At 63.8% G+C, this 16,447-nt stretch carries 14 protein-coding genes; 2 read left to right on the top strand and 12 right to left on the bottom strand.

What is annotated here, in order from left to right; translation table 11 throughout:
• Positions 1-106: 106 nt before the first annotated feature.
• Both aspS and hisS read right to left on the bottom strand, forming a co-directional pair.
• A complete protein-coding gene (gene aspS, locus AOP73_RS10365) occupies positions 107-1,888 on the bottom strand; it encodes an aspartate--tRNA ligase (protein WP_061965648.1) in 1,782 nt (593 codons plus the stop codon).
• A 94-nt stretch (positions 1,889-1,982) separates the two neighbouring features.
• The gene (gene hisS, locus AOP73_RS10360; protein ID WP_061965646.1) at positions 1,983-3,362 is read right to left on the bottom strand and encodes a histidine--tRNA ligase; all 1,380 of its coding nucleotides are present in this window, start codon (positions 3,360-3,362) and stop codon (positions 1,983-1,985) included.
• A gap of 71 nt (positions 3,363-3,433) precedes the next feature.
• Between hisS and AOP73_RS10355 the strand changes: the two genes are divergently transcribed.
• Both AOP73_RS10355 and AOP73_RS10350 read left to right on the top strand, forming a co-directional pair.
• Positions 3,434-4,237 carry a peptidylprolyl isomerase gene (locus tag AOP73_RS10355; protein ID WP_061965644.1) on the top strand — a complete coding sequence of 268 codons (804 nt, stop codon included), beginning with the start codon at positions 3,434-3,436 and terminating at the stop codon, positions 4,235-4,237.
• Positions 4,234-5,853 (top strand): DUF349 domain-containing protein, encoded by a 1,620-nt coding sequence (locus tag AOP73_RS10350; protein WP_061965642.1) that lies wholly within the window; start codon positions 4,234-4,236, stop codon positions 5,851-5,853. The genes AOP73_RS10355 and AOP73_RS10350 overlap by 4 nt, the downstream gene beginning before the upstream one ends.
• Positions 5,854-5,908: 55 nt before the next feature.
• Here AOP73_RS10350 and AOP73_RS11915 read toward each other — a convergent pair whose 3' ends face one another.
• The 10 genes from AOP73_RS11915 to AOP73_RS10305 all read right to left on the bottom strand — a co-directional run bounded on the left by AOP73_RS11915 (position 5,909) and on the right by AOP73_RS10305 (position 16,440).
• Positions 5,909-6,487, bottom strand: coding sequence for a hypothetical protein (locus AOP73_RS11915; protein WP_152650638.1), 579 nt, complete (start codon positions 6,485-6,487; stop codon positions 5,909-5,911).
• 74 nt (positions 6,488-6,561) lie between these two features.
• A complete protein-coding gene (locus tag AOP73_RS10345; RefSeq protein WP_061965640.1) occupies positions 6,562-8,826 on the bottom strand; it encodes a RelA/SpoT family protein in 2,265 nt (754 codons plus the stop codon).
• 124 nt (positions 8,827-8,950) lie between these two features.
• On the bottom strand, positions 8,951-10,033 hold the full coding sequence (secF, locus tag AOP73_RS10340; RefSeq protein ID WP_061965638.1) for a protein translocase subunit SecF: 1,083 nt from the start codon (positions 10,031-10,033) through the stop codon (positions 8,951-8,953).
• Between the two features lie 2 nt (positions 10,034-10,035).
• Positions 10,036-11,961, bottom strand: coding sequence for a protein translocase subunit SecD (secD, locus tag AOP73_RS10335; protein WP_061965635.1), 1,926 nt, complete (start codon positions 11,959-11,961; stop codon positions 10,036-10,038).
• 60 nt (positions 11,962-12,021) lie between these two features.
• A complete protein-coding gene (ruvB, locus tag AOP73_RS10330; protein ID WP_084626798.1) occupies positions 12,022-13,122 on the bottom strand; it encodes a Holliday junction branch migration DNA helicase RuvB in 1,101 nt (366 codons plus the stop codon).
• Positions 13,115-13,708, bottom strand: coding sequence for a Holliday junction branch migration protein RuvA (gene ruvA, locus AOP73_RS10325; RefSeq protein ID WP_061965633.1), 594 nt, complete (start codon positions 13,706-13,708; stop codon positions 13,115-13,117). Before ruvA ends, ruvB begins: the two co-directional genes overlap by 8 nt.
• Positions 13,709-13,846: 138 nt before the next feature.
• On the bottom strand, positions 13,847-14,416 hold the full coding sequence (gene ruvC, locus AOP73_RS10320; RefSeq protein WP_061965631.1) for a crossover junction endodeoxyribonuclease RuvC: 570 nt from the start codon (positions 14,414-14,416) through the stop codon (positions 13,847-13,849).
• 4 nt (positions 14,417-14,420) lie between these two features.
• Complete coding sequence (locus AOP73_RS10315; protein WP_061965629.1) at positions 14,421-15,179, bottom strand: YebC/PmpR family DNA-binding transcriptional regulator; 759 nt, start codon at positions 15,177-15,179, stop codon at positions 14,421-14,423.
• 152 nt (positions 15,180-15,331) lie between these two features.
• A complete protein-coding gene (gene pdxT / locus AOP73_RS10310; RefSeq protein WP_061965627.1) occupies positions 15,332-15,946 on the bottom strand; it encodes a pyridoxal 5'-phosphate synthase glutaminase subunit PdxT in 615 nt (204 codons plus the stop codon).
• Complete coding sequence (locus AOP73_RS10305; protein WP_061965625.1) at positions 15,943-16,440, bottom strand: NUDIX hydrolase; 498 nt, start codon at positions 16,438-16,440, stop codon at positions 15,943-15,945. The genes pdxT and AOP73_RS10305 overlap by 4 nt, the downstream gene beginning before the upstream one ends.
• Positions 16,441-16,447 lie beyond the last annotated feature (7 nt).

The raw sequence follows: 16,447 nt of genomic DNA, 5'->3' as shown, positions 1-16,447 counted from the left end.
AGAACGACGGGTCGATTCCCCCGGAGGTCGTCTAAGGCTACCTAGCGGCGCACGTAAAGTAACTCAATTCCAGCGTCGGGTCGCGAAGACTCCGGTGATCCCGGTACTAGGCGTGGACGTCGACCTCATCGTCAATCTCAGGTACAAAGTCCACGCCAGCCTCGCTGCGCTGCTCGTCAGTGATGGGAGCCGGCGCCGCGGTGAGCGGGTCGTAACCGCCACCGGACTTGGGGAACGCGATGACGTCGCGGATCGAGTCAGCCTTGGCCAGCAATGCCGTGACGCGGTCCCACCCCAAGGCGATTCCGCCGTGAGGGGGCGCACCAAAGCCGAACGCCTCGAGTAGGAAGCCAAACTTTTCTTGCGCTTCCTCCTCACCAATGCCCATCACACCGAATACCCGCTCCTGGACCGAGCGCTGGTGGATACGGATCGACCCACCGCCCAGCTCGTTGCCGTTGCACACAATGTCGTACGCATAGGCAAGCGCGGATCCAGGGTCCTTGTCGAACGTGTCCATGAACTCCGGCTTGGGAGACGTGAACGCGTGGTGGACGGCGGTGAACGCGCCGGTGCCGAGCACCACATCATCGTCGTCTGGGTCCTCGTCGATTGCCTTAAACAACGGCGCGTCGACCACCCAGACAAACTTGTAGGAATCCTGGTCGATCAGGCCGCAACGGTCGCCAATCTCGAGACGCGCAGCTCCCAACAACGCACGCGCGGGGGTGGGCTTACCAGCAGCGAAGAAGATGCAGTCGCCAGGGTTCGCGCCGACAGCGGCGGCCAAACCGGCCACTTCGGTCTCGCTGAGGTTCTTGGCGACGGGACCTGTCAGAGTGCCGTCCTCCTGCACCAGCACGTAGGCGAGTCCACGAGCTCCTCGCGACTTGGCCCAGTCCTGCCACTTGTCGAGCGTCTTGCGGGGCTGCGACGCGCCACCGGGCATCACGACGGCGCCCACGTAGTCGGCGGCAAACACCCTGAACGTCGTGTCCTTGAAGTACTCGGTCATCTCGGTCAGCTCGAGCCCAAAGCGCAGGTCCGGCTTGTCGGAGCCGTAGCGTGCCATCGAGTCGGCGTAGGTGATGCGCGGGATGGGCAGCTCGATGTCGTAGTCGATCAGCGACCACAGTTCCTTGACGAGCTCCTCGCCCAGCGCGATGACATCGTCCTGGTTCACAAAACTCATCTCGATGTCGAGCTGAGTGAATTCCGGCTGACGGTCCGCGCGGAAGTCCTCATCGCGGTAGCAACGGGCGATCTGGTAGTACTTCTCCATACCAGCCACCATGAGCAACTGCTTGAAAAGCTGAGGCGACTGCGGCAGCGCATACCAGGAGCCGGGCGACAGGCGCGCGGGCACCAGGAAGTCACGTGCCCCTTCTGGGGTGGAGCGCGTCAAGGTTGGTGTCTCGATCTCGAGGAAGTCGTGGCGTTCGAGCACTCGGCGCGCAGCCTGGTTGACCTTGGAGCGCAGCACCATGTTGGCGCGCGGCTGCGGGCGTCGCAGGTCCAAGTAACGGTGCTTGAGGCGGGCCTCCTCGCCTACCTCGACGTGCTCATCAATGGGCAACGGCAGCGGCGCAGACTCGTTGAGAATGGTGAGCTCGTCGATGACGATCTCGACCTCACCAGACGGCAGGTTTGCATTCGCGGAGCCCTCAGGGCGCAGGCGCACCTCGCCAGTCACCTGAATGACGTACTCGTTGCGTAGGGAGTGCGCCACGTCCTCGCGGATAACGACCTGGGCAAAGCCCGAGGAATCACGTAGGTCGATGAAGGCCACCCCGCCGTGATCGCGGCGACGACCCACCCAGCCTGCGAGTGTGACTGTCGAACCAGCATCGGCGGCGCGAAGGTTTCCAGCGAGGTGAGTGCGGAGCAAGATGTGCCTTTCCCTGTGCGCGCCCGTCCTGCGGGCACGCGAATGTTCATGAATGTGTGCGCGGTCGCCTCAGCGCCCGCTACTGCCGCTCAGTCTAGCCGTGAACGATGCGCGGTTCGAGGTCCTCCACAGGCGGCGTCCAGACGTCGGCGTCCGCTGGGGTCTGATCCCCGCTACGAATGTCCTTGACCTCACCGTCGCCAGCAGTGCCGTCGCCCGCATCGGGGAACCATACAAAAGGAATCCCCCGCCGGTCCGCATACTGAATCTGCTTGCCAAACTTGGCCGCCGATGGTGACACCTCACAGGCAATACCGCGGGCCCGCAGGCGGTCCGCAATGTCGGCCGATGCTGCACGGGCTTGCTCGTCCGTCACCGCCACCAACACCGCACTGGGTACCGAACGGGTCACCGAAGCGAGTTCGGCGCCCAGGATGCGGCTCACAAGCCGGCTGACACCGATCGACATCCCCACGCCTGGAAAGCCACCGCCGGCAATCAGTGAGTCGTAGCGCCCGCCGGAGCAAATGGATCCCAGGTCTTCGTGACCGGTGAGGAACGTCTCGTAGACCGATCCCGTGTAGTAGTCGAGACCGCGTGCGATGCGCAGGTCCGCGACGGCGACCCCGGCAGTGCCATCAGCGGCGGTCGCGGCATTCACCGCTGTGACGAGGGCGGCAAGCGACGCAATACCCTTTGCGAGTTTGAGCTGGGCAGCATCTACGGCGGCCGTATCCTGCACGAGCACCGTGGTCTCCCACAGGTCCTCTACTGCCTGCGCGAAGGACGCATCGGTGGAGGAGATCTTTGCCAACTGAAGGAGGGCATCGGCCGCACGTTCGTCGATGCCCTTACCCGCGAGTTCCTTGGCGACACCCTCGGGGCCGATCTTGTCGAGCTTGTCGACGCTGCGAAGTGCGCCCGCGACGTCGGTGATTCCCACGCCCTCGTAAAAGCCCTCCACCAACTGGCGGTTGTTCACGTGCATGCGGACCGCCGGGACTGGCAGTGCTGCCAGTGCGCGCGCCATGACGATCGCGACCTCGGATTCGAGGTGCTCGGGCAGGGTGTCGCGGCCCACGACGTCGATGTCGGCTTGGTAGAACTCGCGGTAGCGCCCCTCTTGCGGGCGCTCGCCACGCCATACCTTTTGAATCTGAAAGCGACGGAACGGGAAGTGCAACTGGCCCTGGCGTTCCTCGACGTAGCGTGCGAACGGAACCGTCAGGTCAAAGTGAAGGCCAAGCTTGGCATCGGCATCACCCTCAGCGGTAAGACGACCCAGCGTGTAGATCTCCTTCGACGCGTCACTGTCCCCCGCTAGCCTCGCGATGGGCTCCACCGCCCGCGTTTGGATCTCGCCAAATCCGTGCAACGCGAAGACCTCGCTCAGCGTTGAAAGAACGTGAGATTCGAGGATCCGGTCCTGAGGGGACCATTCTGGGAATCCGGACAGTGGTTGCACGCGAGCCATGCGCCTATTGTTCCACCCCTGGCGCAATAGACTGGCACGGCACCAGGCACATCATTAGAGGCGGACGACGAATGACCAGCAAGAAGCAGTCCAAGGCGTACGAGCAGAAGCGCAATGCGGAGTTTCAGCGCAAGATTGCCGCGGCCAAGGTCGAGCAGCAACGCAAACGCAAGATGGCGGCCTACGCCGCCGGCGCGCTCGTGGCCGTCGTCATCGTCGTTTTGGTAGCAGTCATGCTGACCAGCAATGACGACTCCCCTGCCGTCGTACCCTCCAGCAGTGCCGAGCCGACCGCTACGGCTTCAGCTTCGGATATTGACGTCGACACGGAAGGTTGGGCAAACTCGCTCACGCCGCCAGGTCCCGAGCTCGCGGAAGCCAGGGAATGGACCGTCGACATCGACACCAACCAGGGCCCCATCACCGTGCAGCTCGATGGGGTGAACGCCCCGCAAGCAGTCGCCTCGTTCGTGTCGCTCGGCCAGGATGGCTTCTTCAACAACACCGACTGTCACCGCCTGACCACTGAGGGCATCTACGTCCTTCAGTGTGGCGACCCGACCGGCACGGGAACCGGCGGTCCTGCATACCGCTTCGGTCCCCTGGAAAACACGCCTCAGGACGACCTGTATCCGGCTGGGACCCTCGCCATGGCGCGCGTCGGCAACGATCCAGCGTCCATGGGAAGCCAGTTTTTCATCGTCTATGACGACTCCGTCATCCCATCCGACGCGGCCGGTGGATACACCGTGTTTGGCGAGGTAACGCAAGGTCTCGCTATTGTTGAGGATGTTGCCCAAGCTGGCACGATCACCGGAGACCCCGATGGCCGTCCCGCGCAGTCCGTCATCATCAACGAGGTATCCGTCTCATGACCCCGTCCAACACCCCTCCTTCCGACTCCGCTGAGCACGAAAACGCACCGGATGTCGCAGCGAGCGAAGCCATCGATTCCGCCACGGAAGCCGCAACTGCGGCCGCTCCCGAGCCCGCCAACGAGGCGGTAGCGCCCGCAGCGGAATCAGCCAAGCCCACGGCCGATGCCGTCACCGCCGACGAGGCTGCGGCAACAACAGACGACGTAAAGCCCGCGACGGAAGTCGCCAAGTCGTCGGCAAAGACCGCGCCCAAGCCGACCGCGAAGCCACGACCGGCAGCGCCCAAGCCCGGGTCCTTTGCTCAGGCGAGCCCGGCAAACGTCGCTGCTCACAAGACGCACCCCGTCAAGGTGCCCGTGGTGCACCCCGTCACACCGGAGGAACTCGCCGCTGCCAAGAAGCACGCCGAGGTAGTCGACGACAAGGTATTCGTTATCGACGGTGAGACCAAGCACGAAGTTGGCGAAGCAAAGGGTGACGAGCCCATCTCGCCCTATGTGCGTGCGTACTCGGAACTGCAGGCGTCCATCGAGCGCTTCCACGCCCGCCTGAGTTCTGCGGAACTCAGCCCCAAGGACATCGACGACTCGATGAAGTCGATCACCTCCGGACTCGAGACCCCCGTGGTGGTGGGCGATCTCGCAGCGCTGCGCGAGCGTTTCGCCGTCGTCGAGGCCGAGGCGACCGAGGTTCGCTCCCGTATCCAGGCGGAGCGCAAAGCCGCTCGAGAAGCCGCCATCGCGGTGCGCGAGGAGATTGTGGTCAAGGCCGAGGCGATCGCAGCCAAGGACGTGGCGACAGTCCACTGGAAGAATGACACCACCACGCTGCGCGACCTGCTCGACAGCTGGAAGGAAGCACAGCGCTCCGGCGCACGCGTCCCCAAGGACACCGAACGCGCACTGTGGAAGCGTTTCACTCACGCGCGTTCGGCATTCGAGAAGGCCCGCAAGCACCACTTCGCTGAGCTGGACAAGGAGAACGGCGCCGTGGCAAGCGCGAAGGAGGCGCTCGTCGCCAAGGCGCAGACACTGGCCGAGTCCACTGACTGGGACCGCACGGCGCGAGCGTTCAAGGACCTGATGGGCGAGTGGAAGAATTCCGGTCGCGGGCGCCGCAGCACCGACGACGCGCTCTGGAAGAAGTTCCAGAAGGCCCAGGACGCATTCTTCGACGCGCGCCGCAGTGCGTCCGATGCCGAGGATGAGGCTCTCGCTGGCAACGTCGAGGCAAAAGAAGCCGCTGTGGTGGAAGCAGAGGCTCTGCTCCCGATCAAGGACCTCGAACTCACCAAGAAGGCCCTACACACCGCCCAGGACCGCTTTGAGGCTGCCGGACAGGTACCTCGCGGTGACATCGCGCGCCTGACTAAGCGCATGTCTGCCGTCGAGAAGGCGGTGCGGGACGCCGAGGAGTCCGCGTGGACCTCACGCAACCCCGAGCTCGAGGCCCGTGCCACCGGAGCCGCAGCACAGCTCCAAGCCGCGATTTCGAAGCTTGAGGCTGAACTTGCCGAGGCGAAGGCCGCGAAGGACACCAAGGCCGTCAAGTCGCTGACTGAGGATCTGACGGCGCGCACGGCCTGGCTCAAGCAGATTGAGGGTCTGTCTTAATCCGAGTTTGTCGAGGAGTCGGCCCGGCCTGTTGGTGCAGGCGGGGCCGACTTTCTCATTTCCGTACGGAATCCAGCGAGTGTAGCACCGGATCAAGTTCCCGCCACAGTTCCCTGAGCCGTGCGTAGCCAGAGCCACGCGCATCATCTCGACGCACCTCGGCCCGCAAGCCTGCGAGCGTCACCTTTCCCGTCGCGACAGCATCAACGACCATCGGAATGACGCCTTGATGCGAGTCCCATCGCATGGCATCGACGCAACACCGCGTGTCGCTGGCCACCGCCACAGGCCCGATCTTTAGCCCACCGTCTCTCCACGCGAGTCCCGAATGAAATGTCACTCGGTCGCTGACGGGCGAGGACTCGGGGACCGGGACCCCGCGATGGAGGCCACGCTGTCCCACCACTGTCACGTGGCCCGGCCACGCTCCCCCGTGCCGCACCCACCACCCTGCGGCTCCGCTTAATACCGTGTGTGCCGGAACACTGGGAGCCACACAGCACGCACGAAGACCCGGCGTCGCCACGATGTCTAGCGGCAAGCCATAGCGGCCGGTCGCGGGGACGACGACGCCGTCGCGCACCATCCGCCCGTAGCACGTGGCGCCAAAGCCGGCTGCGTCGACGAGGAACATGTTGCCAGCGTGTCACGGCCCCACATGCCGTGAGGGGGTGGAGGCACAATCTGTGGACAGGCGCTGCGTCCGGGCTAAGCGGGCCGCTTTCCTGGATGCTTGCCGGTCACTCGGCGCGCGTCGTACACACCGTCAATGCGCCGGACCGCACCCAGGACGGCGCCCAGGTGAGACGGGTCAGCCATCTCGAACGAGAAGCTGGAGAGCGCCACGCGGTCGCGACTGGTCGATACTGCTGCCGACAGGATATTCACGTGGTAATCCGAGAGCACCTGGGTGACGTCGGACAGCAACCTGTTGCGATCCAGCGCCTCGACCTCAATTTGCACCAGGAAGGTGGTCTCCGACTGCCCCGTCCACTCGACGTCAATCAGGCGCTCTTCCTGCGCCTTGAGCGCGGCGAGGTTGTCGCAATCCGCGCGGTGCACGCTGACGCCTGAGCCGCGTGTGACGAAGCCTTGGATGGGATCGCCCGGGACCGGCGTACAGCACTTGGCCAGTTTGACGACGACGTCGGATATGCCGTGCACTGACACTCCTGGGTCTCCCCTGCGCACGCGCTGCTGAGTACCCGGTCGGGTGATCTCTGTGATGTCTTCGTCAGCACCCTCAGTGCCACCCACCGCCTCCACCATGCGGGTGACGACGTCGACAGCTTGCTCCTTATGTTCGCCGATGGCGGCGTAGAGCGAGTCCACATCTTCGTAGTGCATTTCCTTGGCGAGTGCGAGCAGCGTCGACTTGCTCATTAGACGTTGCATTGGCAAGTGCTGGCGGCGAATGGCACGTGCGAGCATGTCGCGGCCGGTGTCGACGGACTCTTCACGACGCTCGCGGGTGAACCACTGACGGATCTTGTTGCGCGCACGGGTGGATTGGACAAACTCTAGCCAGTCGCGCTTGGGGTGGCCGTTCTCGTCCGTAGTAGTGAGTACCTCGACCGTGTCACCGTTGTCCAGCGTTGAATCTAGTGAGACCAGGCGGCCGTTAACCTTCGCGCCAATGGTCTTGTGGCCCACCTCGGTGTGAACGCCGTAGGCGAAGTCCACCGGTGTTGCCCCTTGCGGCAGCGCGAGCAGCCGTCCTCGGGGCGTGAATACATACACCTCTGCCCGCGAGATTTCACCGCGCAGGCTGTCGAGGAAGTCGTTGGGGTCGGCGGTCTCCTGTTGCCAATCGGCAATCTGGCGCAGCCAACCCATGCCCTCAGGTGAATTGCTCGAGCCATCCGACGCCCTAGCGTTCTCCTTGTAGCGCCAATGCGCCGCGAGTCCGTACTCGGCGCGGCGGTGCATTTCGTGGGTGCGAATCTGCAGTTCAACGGGCTTGCCCGAGGGGCCAATCACCGTCGTGTGCAACGACTGATAGAGGTTGAACTTGGGCATGGCGATGTAGTCCTTGAAGCGACCCGGCACAGGCTGGTACCTGGCGTGCATCGCTCCCAGAACCGCGTAGCAGTCCCGCACCGAGTCCACGAGAATGCGGACGCCCACGAGGTCGTAAATCTCATTGAGGTCGCGGCCGCGCACAATCATCTTTTGGTAGACCGAGTAATAGTGCTTGGGGCGCCCGGTGATGGCCGCCTTGATCTTCATGGACTTCAGGTCCTTGTCGATCTCGCCGCGCACCTCGGCCAGGTACTTGTCGCGCTCTGGGGCACGCTCGGTCACGACGTCGACGATCTCCTGATAGATCTTGGGGTACAGCGTCTGGAAGGACAGATCCTCGAGCTCCCATTTGATCGCGTTGAGACCCATGCGATGCGCGAGGGGCGCGTAGATCTCGAGGGTCTCCTGTGCCTTGCGCCGCGCGCTTTCCGCGCTCACGTACTTCCAGGTACGAGCGTTGTGCAGGCGGTCCGCCAGCTTAAGCAACAGCACGCGGATGTCCTTGGCCATGGCCACGACCATCTTGCGCACGGTCTCAGCCTGAGCGGCATCGCCGTAATGAACCTTGTCGAGCTTGGTCACGCCGTCAACGATCATGGCGACCTCGTCGCCGAACTCCTCCCGCATCGTCTCGAGGGGGTATTCGGTGTCCTCCACCACATCGTGCAAGAGAGCCGCGACAATGACCGTCTCGGGAAGTCCCAGTTCGGCCACAATCTGGGCCACCGCAATGGGGTGGATGATGTACGGCTCGCCGCTCTTGCGTACCTGACCGCGGTGCGCGACCTCGGCGACCTTGTAGGCACGCTCTATCGCGGCCGTCTTAGGTGCCTTGGGGTACATGCGGCGGTACGTTTCGACGACCCCGTCAACGGCAGTGGGCTCCCGTGTGGGGCGCCTCAGGAACCCCAATGGGCCAGACGACGAAGACGGTGGACGGGTGTCTGTCATGGTCGCCTCCCTGTGCGCTCTCGATGTCCGGCCAGTCTATCGGCGCGGGTTAGTTCCAACGACCCACCACAACGCGGAACGGCCCCGCCGCAGTGGCGAGGCCGTTCCGTATGAAAGTCGCGAGTTACTTCTTCTTGCGCCTGGGCTGTGCCTGCGTGCCCAGGTGACGGCCGGGGGTCAGCGCGCCAACGACGACCGAGCCATCCGCCTTGTGTGCCACATCAACGTCGCCGGTCTCGCGGAGCTTGAGCACCATGGCCGTGTGCTCCTTGATACGCGGCTCGCGCATGCGCAGGGAAACTTCGAGCGGCGTCGCGACGAAGATCGACGAATACGTCCCGACGGCCATACCGACGAACAGCGCAAGAGAGATGTCCTTGAGTGTTCCGGCCCCCAGGAGGAATGAGCCGATAAACAGAATCGCACTCACCGGTAGCAGCGCCACGACGGAGGTGTTGATGGACCGCACCAGCGTCTGGTTCACCGCGAGGTTCGCGAGTTCCTCATACGTATATCGGTTCTGTTCCGTGAGGTGAGTGGTGTTCTCCTTCACCTTATCGAACACCACCACGGTGTCATACAGCGAGTAGCCGAGGATCGTGAGGAAGCCAATCACCGTGGCCGGTGTGACCTCGAAGCCGACCAGAGCATAGATGCCGACTGTAAAGAGCAGGTCGTGTGCCAATGCGCCAATTGCGGCCGCTGCCATGCGCCATGCGCGGAAGTAGATCGAGATGACAGCGGCGACCAAAATCAGGAAGATGATGAGACCTTGAACTGCCTTCTTACCTACCTCAGCTCCCCACGTGGGACCGATCTGAGTGAAACCGACCTCGTCCGCTGACACGTCGTAGGCATCCGCGAGCTCCGCTGTGATCTCCTGCGACTGCTCCTGCTCAATCACGCCAATCTGCACCAGCACGTCATTCGTACCCAGGATGGAGACCTCTGGCACCTCGTCAGGGACGGCGTTCTCAATGACTTCCGTCGCAATCGCGGGGTCCGGATCGCTGGCGTTCGACACCTGGAACTGCGTGCCACCCTCAAAGTCGATTCCCAAGGTCAAGCCCTTGACGAGCAGCAGCACAATGGCTGCGACCATCAGGATGCCCGAGATCAGGAACCAACGCTTGCGCTGTTGAACGATCGGGTAGGTCTTCTCCCCCGAGTGGAGCGCATTTCCCCACTGTGCAAGGTTCATCGCCATGGCTACTTCTCTCCTTCGGCCGATGCTGAGGCCGGGTCGGTGGCATCAGAGGCTCCGTCGTCTGCGGAATCCGCCGGCGCCGGCTGTGCGGCCTTGGCCGCAGCAGCCTTTCGCTCAGCGAGCGTGAGTGGCGAGCCATCGGCCCCCGTCGACCCAGAGACGCTCTTGGCACTCGGTGATGCCACACGGCCACGGCCCTTGTACATGGTGTCGCGGCCCAGTTGCTTGGGATCGAAACCCGACATCGGGTGACCGTCGCCAAAGAACTTGGTGCGGCCCAGCAGGACCAGAATCGGGTGAGTAAACAGGAACACCACCAGGATGTCGACCAACGTGGTGAGTCCGAGGGTGAAGGCGAACCCTCGCACGCCACCCACGGCGAAGGTGTAGAGAACGACGGCGGCGAGCAGGCTTACCGCATCGGACGCCAGAATGGTGCGGCGGGCACGCTTCCAGGCGTGATCGATCGCGCTATGCAGAGAGCGCCCTTCTCGGAGTTCGTCTCTCACGCGTTCAAAGTAGACGATGAATGAGTCGGCGGTGATACCGATCGCGACAATCAAGCCGGCGACCCCTGCGAGCGATAGACGATAGCCGATGCCCCACGACAACAGGGAGATCACCGCGAAGCTGATAAGTCCAGCAATGATCAGCGAGCCGATGGTTACTAGGCCAAGAGCGCGGTACTGGAACAAGGAGTAGATGACGACCAGCACCAGGCCGATGGCACCCGCGATCAGACCGCTCTGCAGTTGCTCGGCACCGAGGGTGGCGGAGATCTGCTCGTCGGACTGCACGGTGAACGTCAGGGGAAGCGCACCAAACTTGAGCTGGTTAGCCAGCTGCGCAGCTTCTTCCTGAGTGAAGTTTCCGGTGATCTGTGCGCTGCCGCCGGTAATGGACTGCTGGACACGCGGTGCCGACAGCACGGCGCCGTCCAGCATGATTGCGAACTGATTGCGCGGTGCTTCGAGCTGCGCGATGCGGCCCGTGATCTCGGCGAACTTGGCTCCACCCTCTGCCGTGAACTCCATGTTCACCTGGTAGGTGCCGTCGAGGGTCCCCGCGGTGGTGTAGTGCGGGCCGGAGGATGCGCCGGAAAGGTCCGTTCCCGTCATCTCGACAGGGCCCATGATGTACTTCGCAGGCGTGGTGCTTCCACACGCCACGTGCCCATAGTCGGCTTCGCCCAGGTCACGACCAGAGATGTTCACGGGGTCGAGGCAGTTGAGTTGCGCGTACTCTGCTGAAATCTCCGGGGTGATCCAGTCGAACGAGGAGGGATCGGTCTCCCCTGGTACGGGCTCGGTCACCGGAACGGTGGTGTCCGTAGGTACGGCGGACGCATCGACGCTAGGTACCGGGGCAGAGATGAGAGACGGTGAGGGTGCCGGCTCATCAGTCGCCTCCTGGAACAGTGACAGTGAAGCCTGTGACGCAGACGGGCTCGGCGACGGTGCTGCGCTGGCGCTAGGAGCGACAACCTCGGCAGGGCTCGCCTCGGCGCTCGGGCTCGCGACGGGCTCGGTGGCGGTCGGTGTAGCGCTACCTTCGACGAGCACGGCTCGGAACTGCAACTGCGCCGACTGGCGTACTAGATCAATAGTGGCCTGGTCAGGGTTACCCGGTAGTGACACCACGATATTCGGGTACTGGGTGCTGATCTCGGCCTCTGCCACACCACTCGCGTCAACGCGGTTGCGCATAATCTCGACGGCCTGGTCAAGGTCGGTCTGCGTGATTTCTACGCCGTTGTCGACCTCGGGGGTCAGGATGAGCTGACGTCCACCGGCGAGGTCGAGCCCGAGCCCCGGGGCCCAGGTGGTGCTACCCGTGCCGACACCAATGGCGAGCACGGTATAGAGGACGGCGGTGAGGGCGCCGAGCCAGATCAGCGACTTGCGCGCTGACTTCTTAACTGTTGACACTGTGTTCCTAACGGTCGAGTGCTCCGCAGAGCCCAGCCGATTCTAGGCGGGAACGCGCGCCTAGTCGAATAGGCGCGACGCTTGCGTCCCATTCACGGCGTCTGCAGGCGGTTCTAACCCTAGGTGAATCCAGGCATCCGCCGTCGCAATGCGCCCACGCGGGCTGCGCGACATCAGTCCTTCACGCACCAGGAACGGCTCAGCGACCGTTTCTACCGTCTCGGTCTCCTCGCCCACAGAAACTGCCAGGGTGGACAGCCCCACGGGTCCGCCGCCAAAGCGCGTACACAAGGCACGCAACACCGCGCGGTCCAGCCTGTCGAGACCAAGCTCATCCACCTCGTACACGGTCAACGCTGCCTGGGCGGCTGCCACGTCACCCACACCCGTGCCGTGGATCTGCGCCCAGTCGCGCACCCGGCGCAGCAGGCGATTGGCGATCCGGGGCGTTCCCCGTGACCGGGACGAAATCTCACCCGCGGCATCGGCGTCGAGTTCAAACTCCAGCATGGTCGCCGATCGCACAATGATGCGCTGCAGATCCGCTGGCTCGTAGAAGTCGAGGTGCGCGGTGAAGCCGAACCGGTCACGTAGCGGCGCCGGCAGTAGCCCGGCACGCGTGGTCGCCCCCACCACGGTAAACGGCGGCAAGCTCAAGGGAATGGAGGTGGCGCCCGCGCCCTTGCCTACCACCACGTCCACCCGGAAGTCCTCCATCGCGAGGTAGAGCATCTCCTCCACGGGGCGCGCGAGGCGGTGAATCTCATCGAGGAAGAGCACGTCGCCCTCGTCGAGTGAACTCAAAATCGCGGCAAGGTCGCCCGCGTGCTGGATCGCGGGACCGGAACTCACTCGCAGCGTGGACTTCATCTCCCCCGCCACGATCATCGCCAACGTCGTCTTGCCCAGCCCAGGGGGACCGGAGAACAACACGTGGTCGGCGACAGCCCCACGGGACGCGGCTGCGCGCAACATCAGCGACAACTGGTTGCGCACCACCTGCTGGCCGACGAACTCGTCGAGGTTGCGGGGGCGTAGCGCGGCCTCGTTCGACCGTTCGATCACGTCCGAATCCGCGCTCACGACGCGGGCGGGGACGTCTGCGTCAGCCCACGCGTCCTCGTCGTGCGAGGTCACCGAGTCACCGGCATCGTCAGCCACGCGATCCTCCGAGTGTCTGCAGCGCGGCACGCAGCGTGTTCGAGACCTCGTCGTCTCCAATGGGTCCGTCCGTCACGGCCTCCACCGCCTTCTCTGCGGCCTTCACGTTCCAGCCGAGCCCAACGAGCGCCTCGGTTACCTGGCCGCGTCCATCCGCGGCGACGACACGCGCACCTTCCTGGACTGGGAGCGTGAGTTTTCCGCCCAGTTCGAGGAGCAGTCGAGCGGCAACCTTTGCGCCAATTCCCGGCACCTTCTCGAGTGCCTTGCGGTCTCCCGCGGCGACGGACTCTGCGAGAGAAACTGGCGAGTGCACGGCAAGCATGGCGAGGGCGAGCCTGGGACCCACCCCCTGGACGGACGTCAGCGCCTCGAATGTCGAACGCTCAGACGCAGTGCCGAAGCCGAACAACGTCAGCGAGTCCTCTCGTACGACCAGGTGCGTGAACAACTGCACAGGTTGGTTGATGCGCAACTCTGCCAGGGTGGCTGGAGTGGACAGCACACTGTAGCCCAGGCCACCCACGTCGACGATCACGGTCGAGGTGCCCACACTGAGCACGGTTCCCTGCAACTGAGCGATCACTGTGTTGTCCCCATCACCACTGTTGTGTCACGAGCACATTCGTGACGTCGTTCGAACGTATGTACGAACACGCTACGCCATGCGCAGGGCACCGCACGTCTGACGCGCCGCGCTTCGGAGTGTCACGTAGCCACCGCGCTACCCGCGTTTACGCGCTGCCTTCTCCGCCTCGGCCCAGCGCCGCTGCGCCGGCGTCACGCTTCCCGGGTTTCCCGGGCCGGCAGCCGTTGGCCCTGCTCCCCCACGCCAAGCGTGGGCGATGGCAATGGCCAAGGCATCCGCGGCATCGGCCGGACCGGGGACTGAATCTAGGCCGAGGAGCTTCGCGACCATGAAGCTCACTTGCGCCTTGTCAGCGCGGCCGCTGCCGGTCACCGCAGCTTTGACCTCGGAGGGCGTGTAGAGCGCCACTGGAATTCCACGTCGAGCGGCGGTCGCCATCACTACACCGGAGATCTGTGCTGTGCCCATCACCGTCCGCACGTTGTGCTGCGCGAACACGCGCTCGAGAGCCACAGCGTCGGGCTGGTGCTTGTTGAGGGCAGCGTCGAACGCATCGGCGATGCTGGCAAGTCGATCCGGAACCTCGGCGTTGGCGCTGGAGCGCGCCACGGAAACGTCCACCAAGGCAATCGTGCGGGAACGCCCTGCCTCGATGACTCCAAGGCCGCAGCGGGTGAGGCCCGGGTCGACACCGAGAATGCGCATGAAACTACTCGGCGGACGCTTCCTCGAGCACCTCATCTGAGGCGTCCATGTTGGCGTACACGTTCTGGACGTCGTCACAGTCCTCAAGAGCGTCGATCAGGCGCAGCATCTGCTTGGCACCGTTGACGTCGAGCTCGATCTTGACGGACGGCATCCACGTCGCCTCGGCACTTTCGTAGTCGAGACCAGCATCCTGGAGCGCCGTGCGAACGGCAACGACGTCCGTCGGCTCCGAGATGACTTCGAAGTGCTCGCCGAGGTCCGTAATGTCCTCAGCCCCCGCGTCGAGCGTGGCCTCCATGAGGTGGTCCTCGTCGGCGTCGCCCTCCTTCGCCACAATGACTTGACCCTTGCGCGAGAACATAAACATGACCGAACCGGGATCCGCCAGCGTGCCGTTGTTGCGAGTGAGCGCCGTGCGCACCTCCATGGCCGCACGGTTACGGTTGTCCGTCAGGCACTCGATTAGCATTGCGACGCCATTGGGCCCATACGCCTCGTACATGATCGTCTCGTAGCTGGCAGCACCAGCCTCGAGGCCCGCACCACGCTTGACCGCGCGGTCGATGTTGTCGTTGGGAACCGAGGACTTCTTCGCCTTCTGAACTGCGTCTACCAGCGTGGGGTTGCCCGACATGTCGGCACCGCCGTCACGTGCCGCAACCTCGATGTTCTTCACTAGCTTGGCGAACGCCTTTGCTCGCTTCGCGTCGACAACGGCCTTCTTGTGCTTGGTCGTTGCCCATTTGGAGTGTCCGGACACGTTGGCTCCCTGAAAATCTTGATGACCTAGTAACGACTAGTTGGAATTGCTTTCCAGTCTAGGGCAGGACGCGCTCACCCTCACTCATGCGCGCCAGCAGGCAATCAGTGCCGCAAACGGATCAAGAATCGACACTCGTTGACTGCTGGGGACTAGATCAGGTCGAGCAGCAGCTGGTGTACGCGGTGATCACCGGAAATCTCGGGGTGGAAGGCGGTGGCAATGCGCTTGCCGTAGCGGACAGCGACCGCATGCGTGTCGTTGTCGCTCGTGCCTACGACGGTGGCGAGAACTTCGACATCGGCGTCGTAGGCCTCGACCCACGGCGCGCGAATAAAAGTTGCGTGCATCGGCGAGCCGTCCGGTGCCCACGTCAGCGCGACCTCTGAGGAGTCCACTTGACGCCCAAAAGCATTGCGGCGCACAGTCATGGGGATGCCGCCAAGAGTCTGCTGACCCTCGATGCCTCCCTCGATGTCGCGCGCCAGGAGGACCATGCCAGCACACGACCCCAGCACTGGCAGTCCCCCGTCGATGGCGGCAATGACCGCGTCCCGTAGGTCGAATGCGCGCAACAACTTGTCCATGGTGGTGGACTCGCCACCGGGAATGACCAAAGCCTGAACCTGAGCGAGTTCTGTCGCTCGCCGTACGGGCAACACGGTTGCTCCAAGCTCTGCGAGCACGGCGGCGTGCTCTCGGACATCCCCTTGCAGCGCCAGTACCCCAACGATGGGACCCTCGGTCTGATTGGTCTGAGCGCTCACGCGTGCTCCTCTCCCAGGTGTCGCAACTGCCCATCCCAGGGCGTCACGGTCGTCAACAAGTGTCTCAAGTGAGTTGGGAAGATCTCGATCGTCACATCCCTGAGTTCCGTGATCGAGAACCATCGTGACTCGTCGATGGTGTCGGTCTCGGTATCCGTCCATGCGAGCGACCCAGCTACGGCATCGGCGGCGAGGGTCGCCATGAAGAATTCCTCGTGCTGGACGAACGGAGTCTCCATAAAGTCGAACAGCGCCGAACGCTCCCACACCGGTCCCACCAACTGATCCACAGAGATGACGAACCCCGTTTCCTCAGCGAGCTCTCGCACAGCAGCCTCCGGGTGCGACTCCCCCGCCTCCAATCCGCCCCCCGGTGTGAACCACCAGTGGCGCCCCGGCTGCGCAGGGTCGTGCCCCTGAAGCAACAAGATGCGGCCCGATGCGTCGAACAGCAGGACGCGTGCCGCCTCCCTGGCTACGGGTGAGGCGACCAAAGACGAC

It is taken from the genome of Demequina aurantiaca (assembly GCF_000975135.1).
Classification (GTDB): domain Bacteria; phylum Actinomycetota; class Actinomycetes; order Actinomycetales; family Demequinaceae; genus Demequina; species Demequina aurantiaca.
The sequence above is the reverse complement of the archived record's forward strand: the minus strand, read 5'-3'. Positions and strand labels throughout refer to the sequence as shown.

Bases quoted from the DNA above. Each gene is read 5' to 3' on its own strand.
- hisS (WP_061965646.1), bottom strand. From the start codon at position 3,362: ATGGCTCGCGTGCAACCACTGTCCGGATTCCCAGAATGGTCCCCTCAG.
- AOP73_RS10355 (WP_061965644.1), top strand. From the start codon at position 3,434: ATGACCAGCAAGAAGCAGTCCAAGGCGTACGAGCAGAAGCGCAATGCG.
- AOP73_RS10350 (WP_061965642.1), top strand. From the start codon at position 4,234: ATGACCCCGTCCAACACCCCTCCTTCCGACTCCGCTGAGCACGAAAAC.
- AOP73_RS11915 (WP_152650638.1), bottom strand. From the start codon at position 6,487: ATGTTCCTCGTCGACGCAGCCGGCTTTGGCGCCACGTGCTACGGGCGG.
- AOP73_RS10345 (WP_061965640.1), bottom strand. From the start codon at position 8,826: ATGACAGACACCCGTCCACCGTCTTCGTCGTCTGGCCCATTGGGGTTC.
- secF (WP_061965638.1), bottom strand. From the start codon at position 10,033: ATGGCGATGAACCTTGCACAGTGGGGAAATGCGCTCCACTCGGGGGAG.
- ruvC (WP_061965631.1), bottom strand. From the start codon at position 14,416: ATGCGCATTCTCGGTGTCGACCCGGGCCTCACCCGCTGCGGCCTTGGA.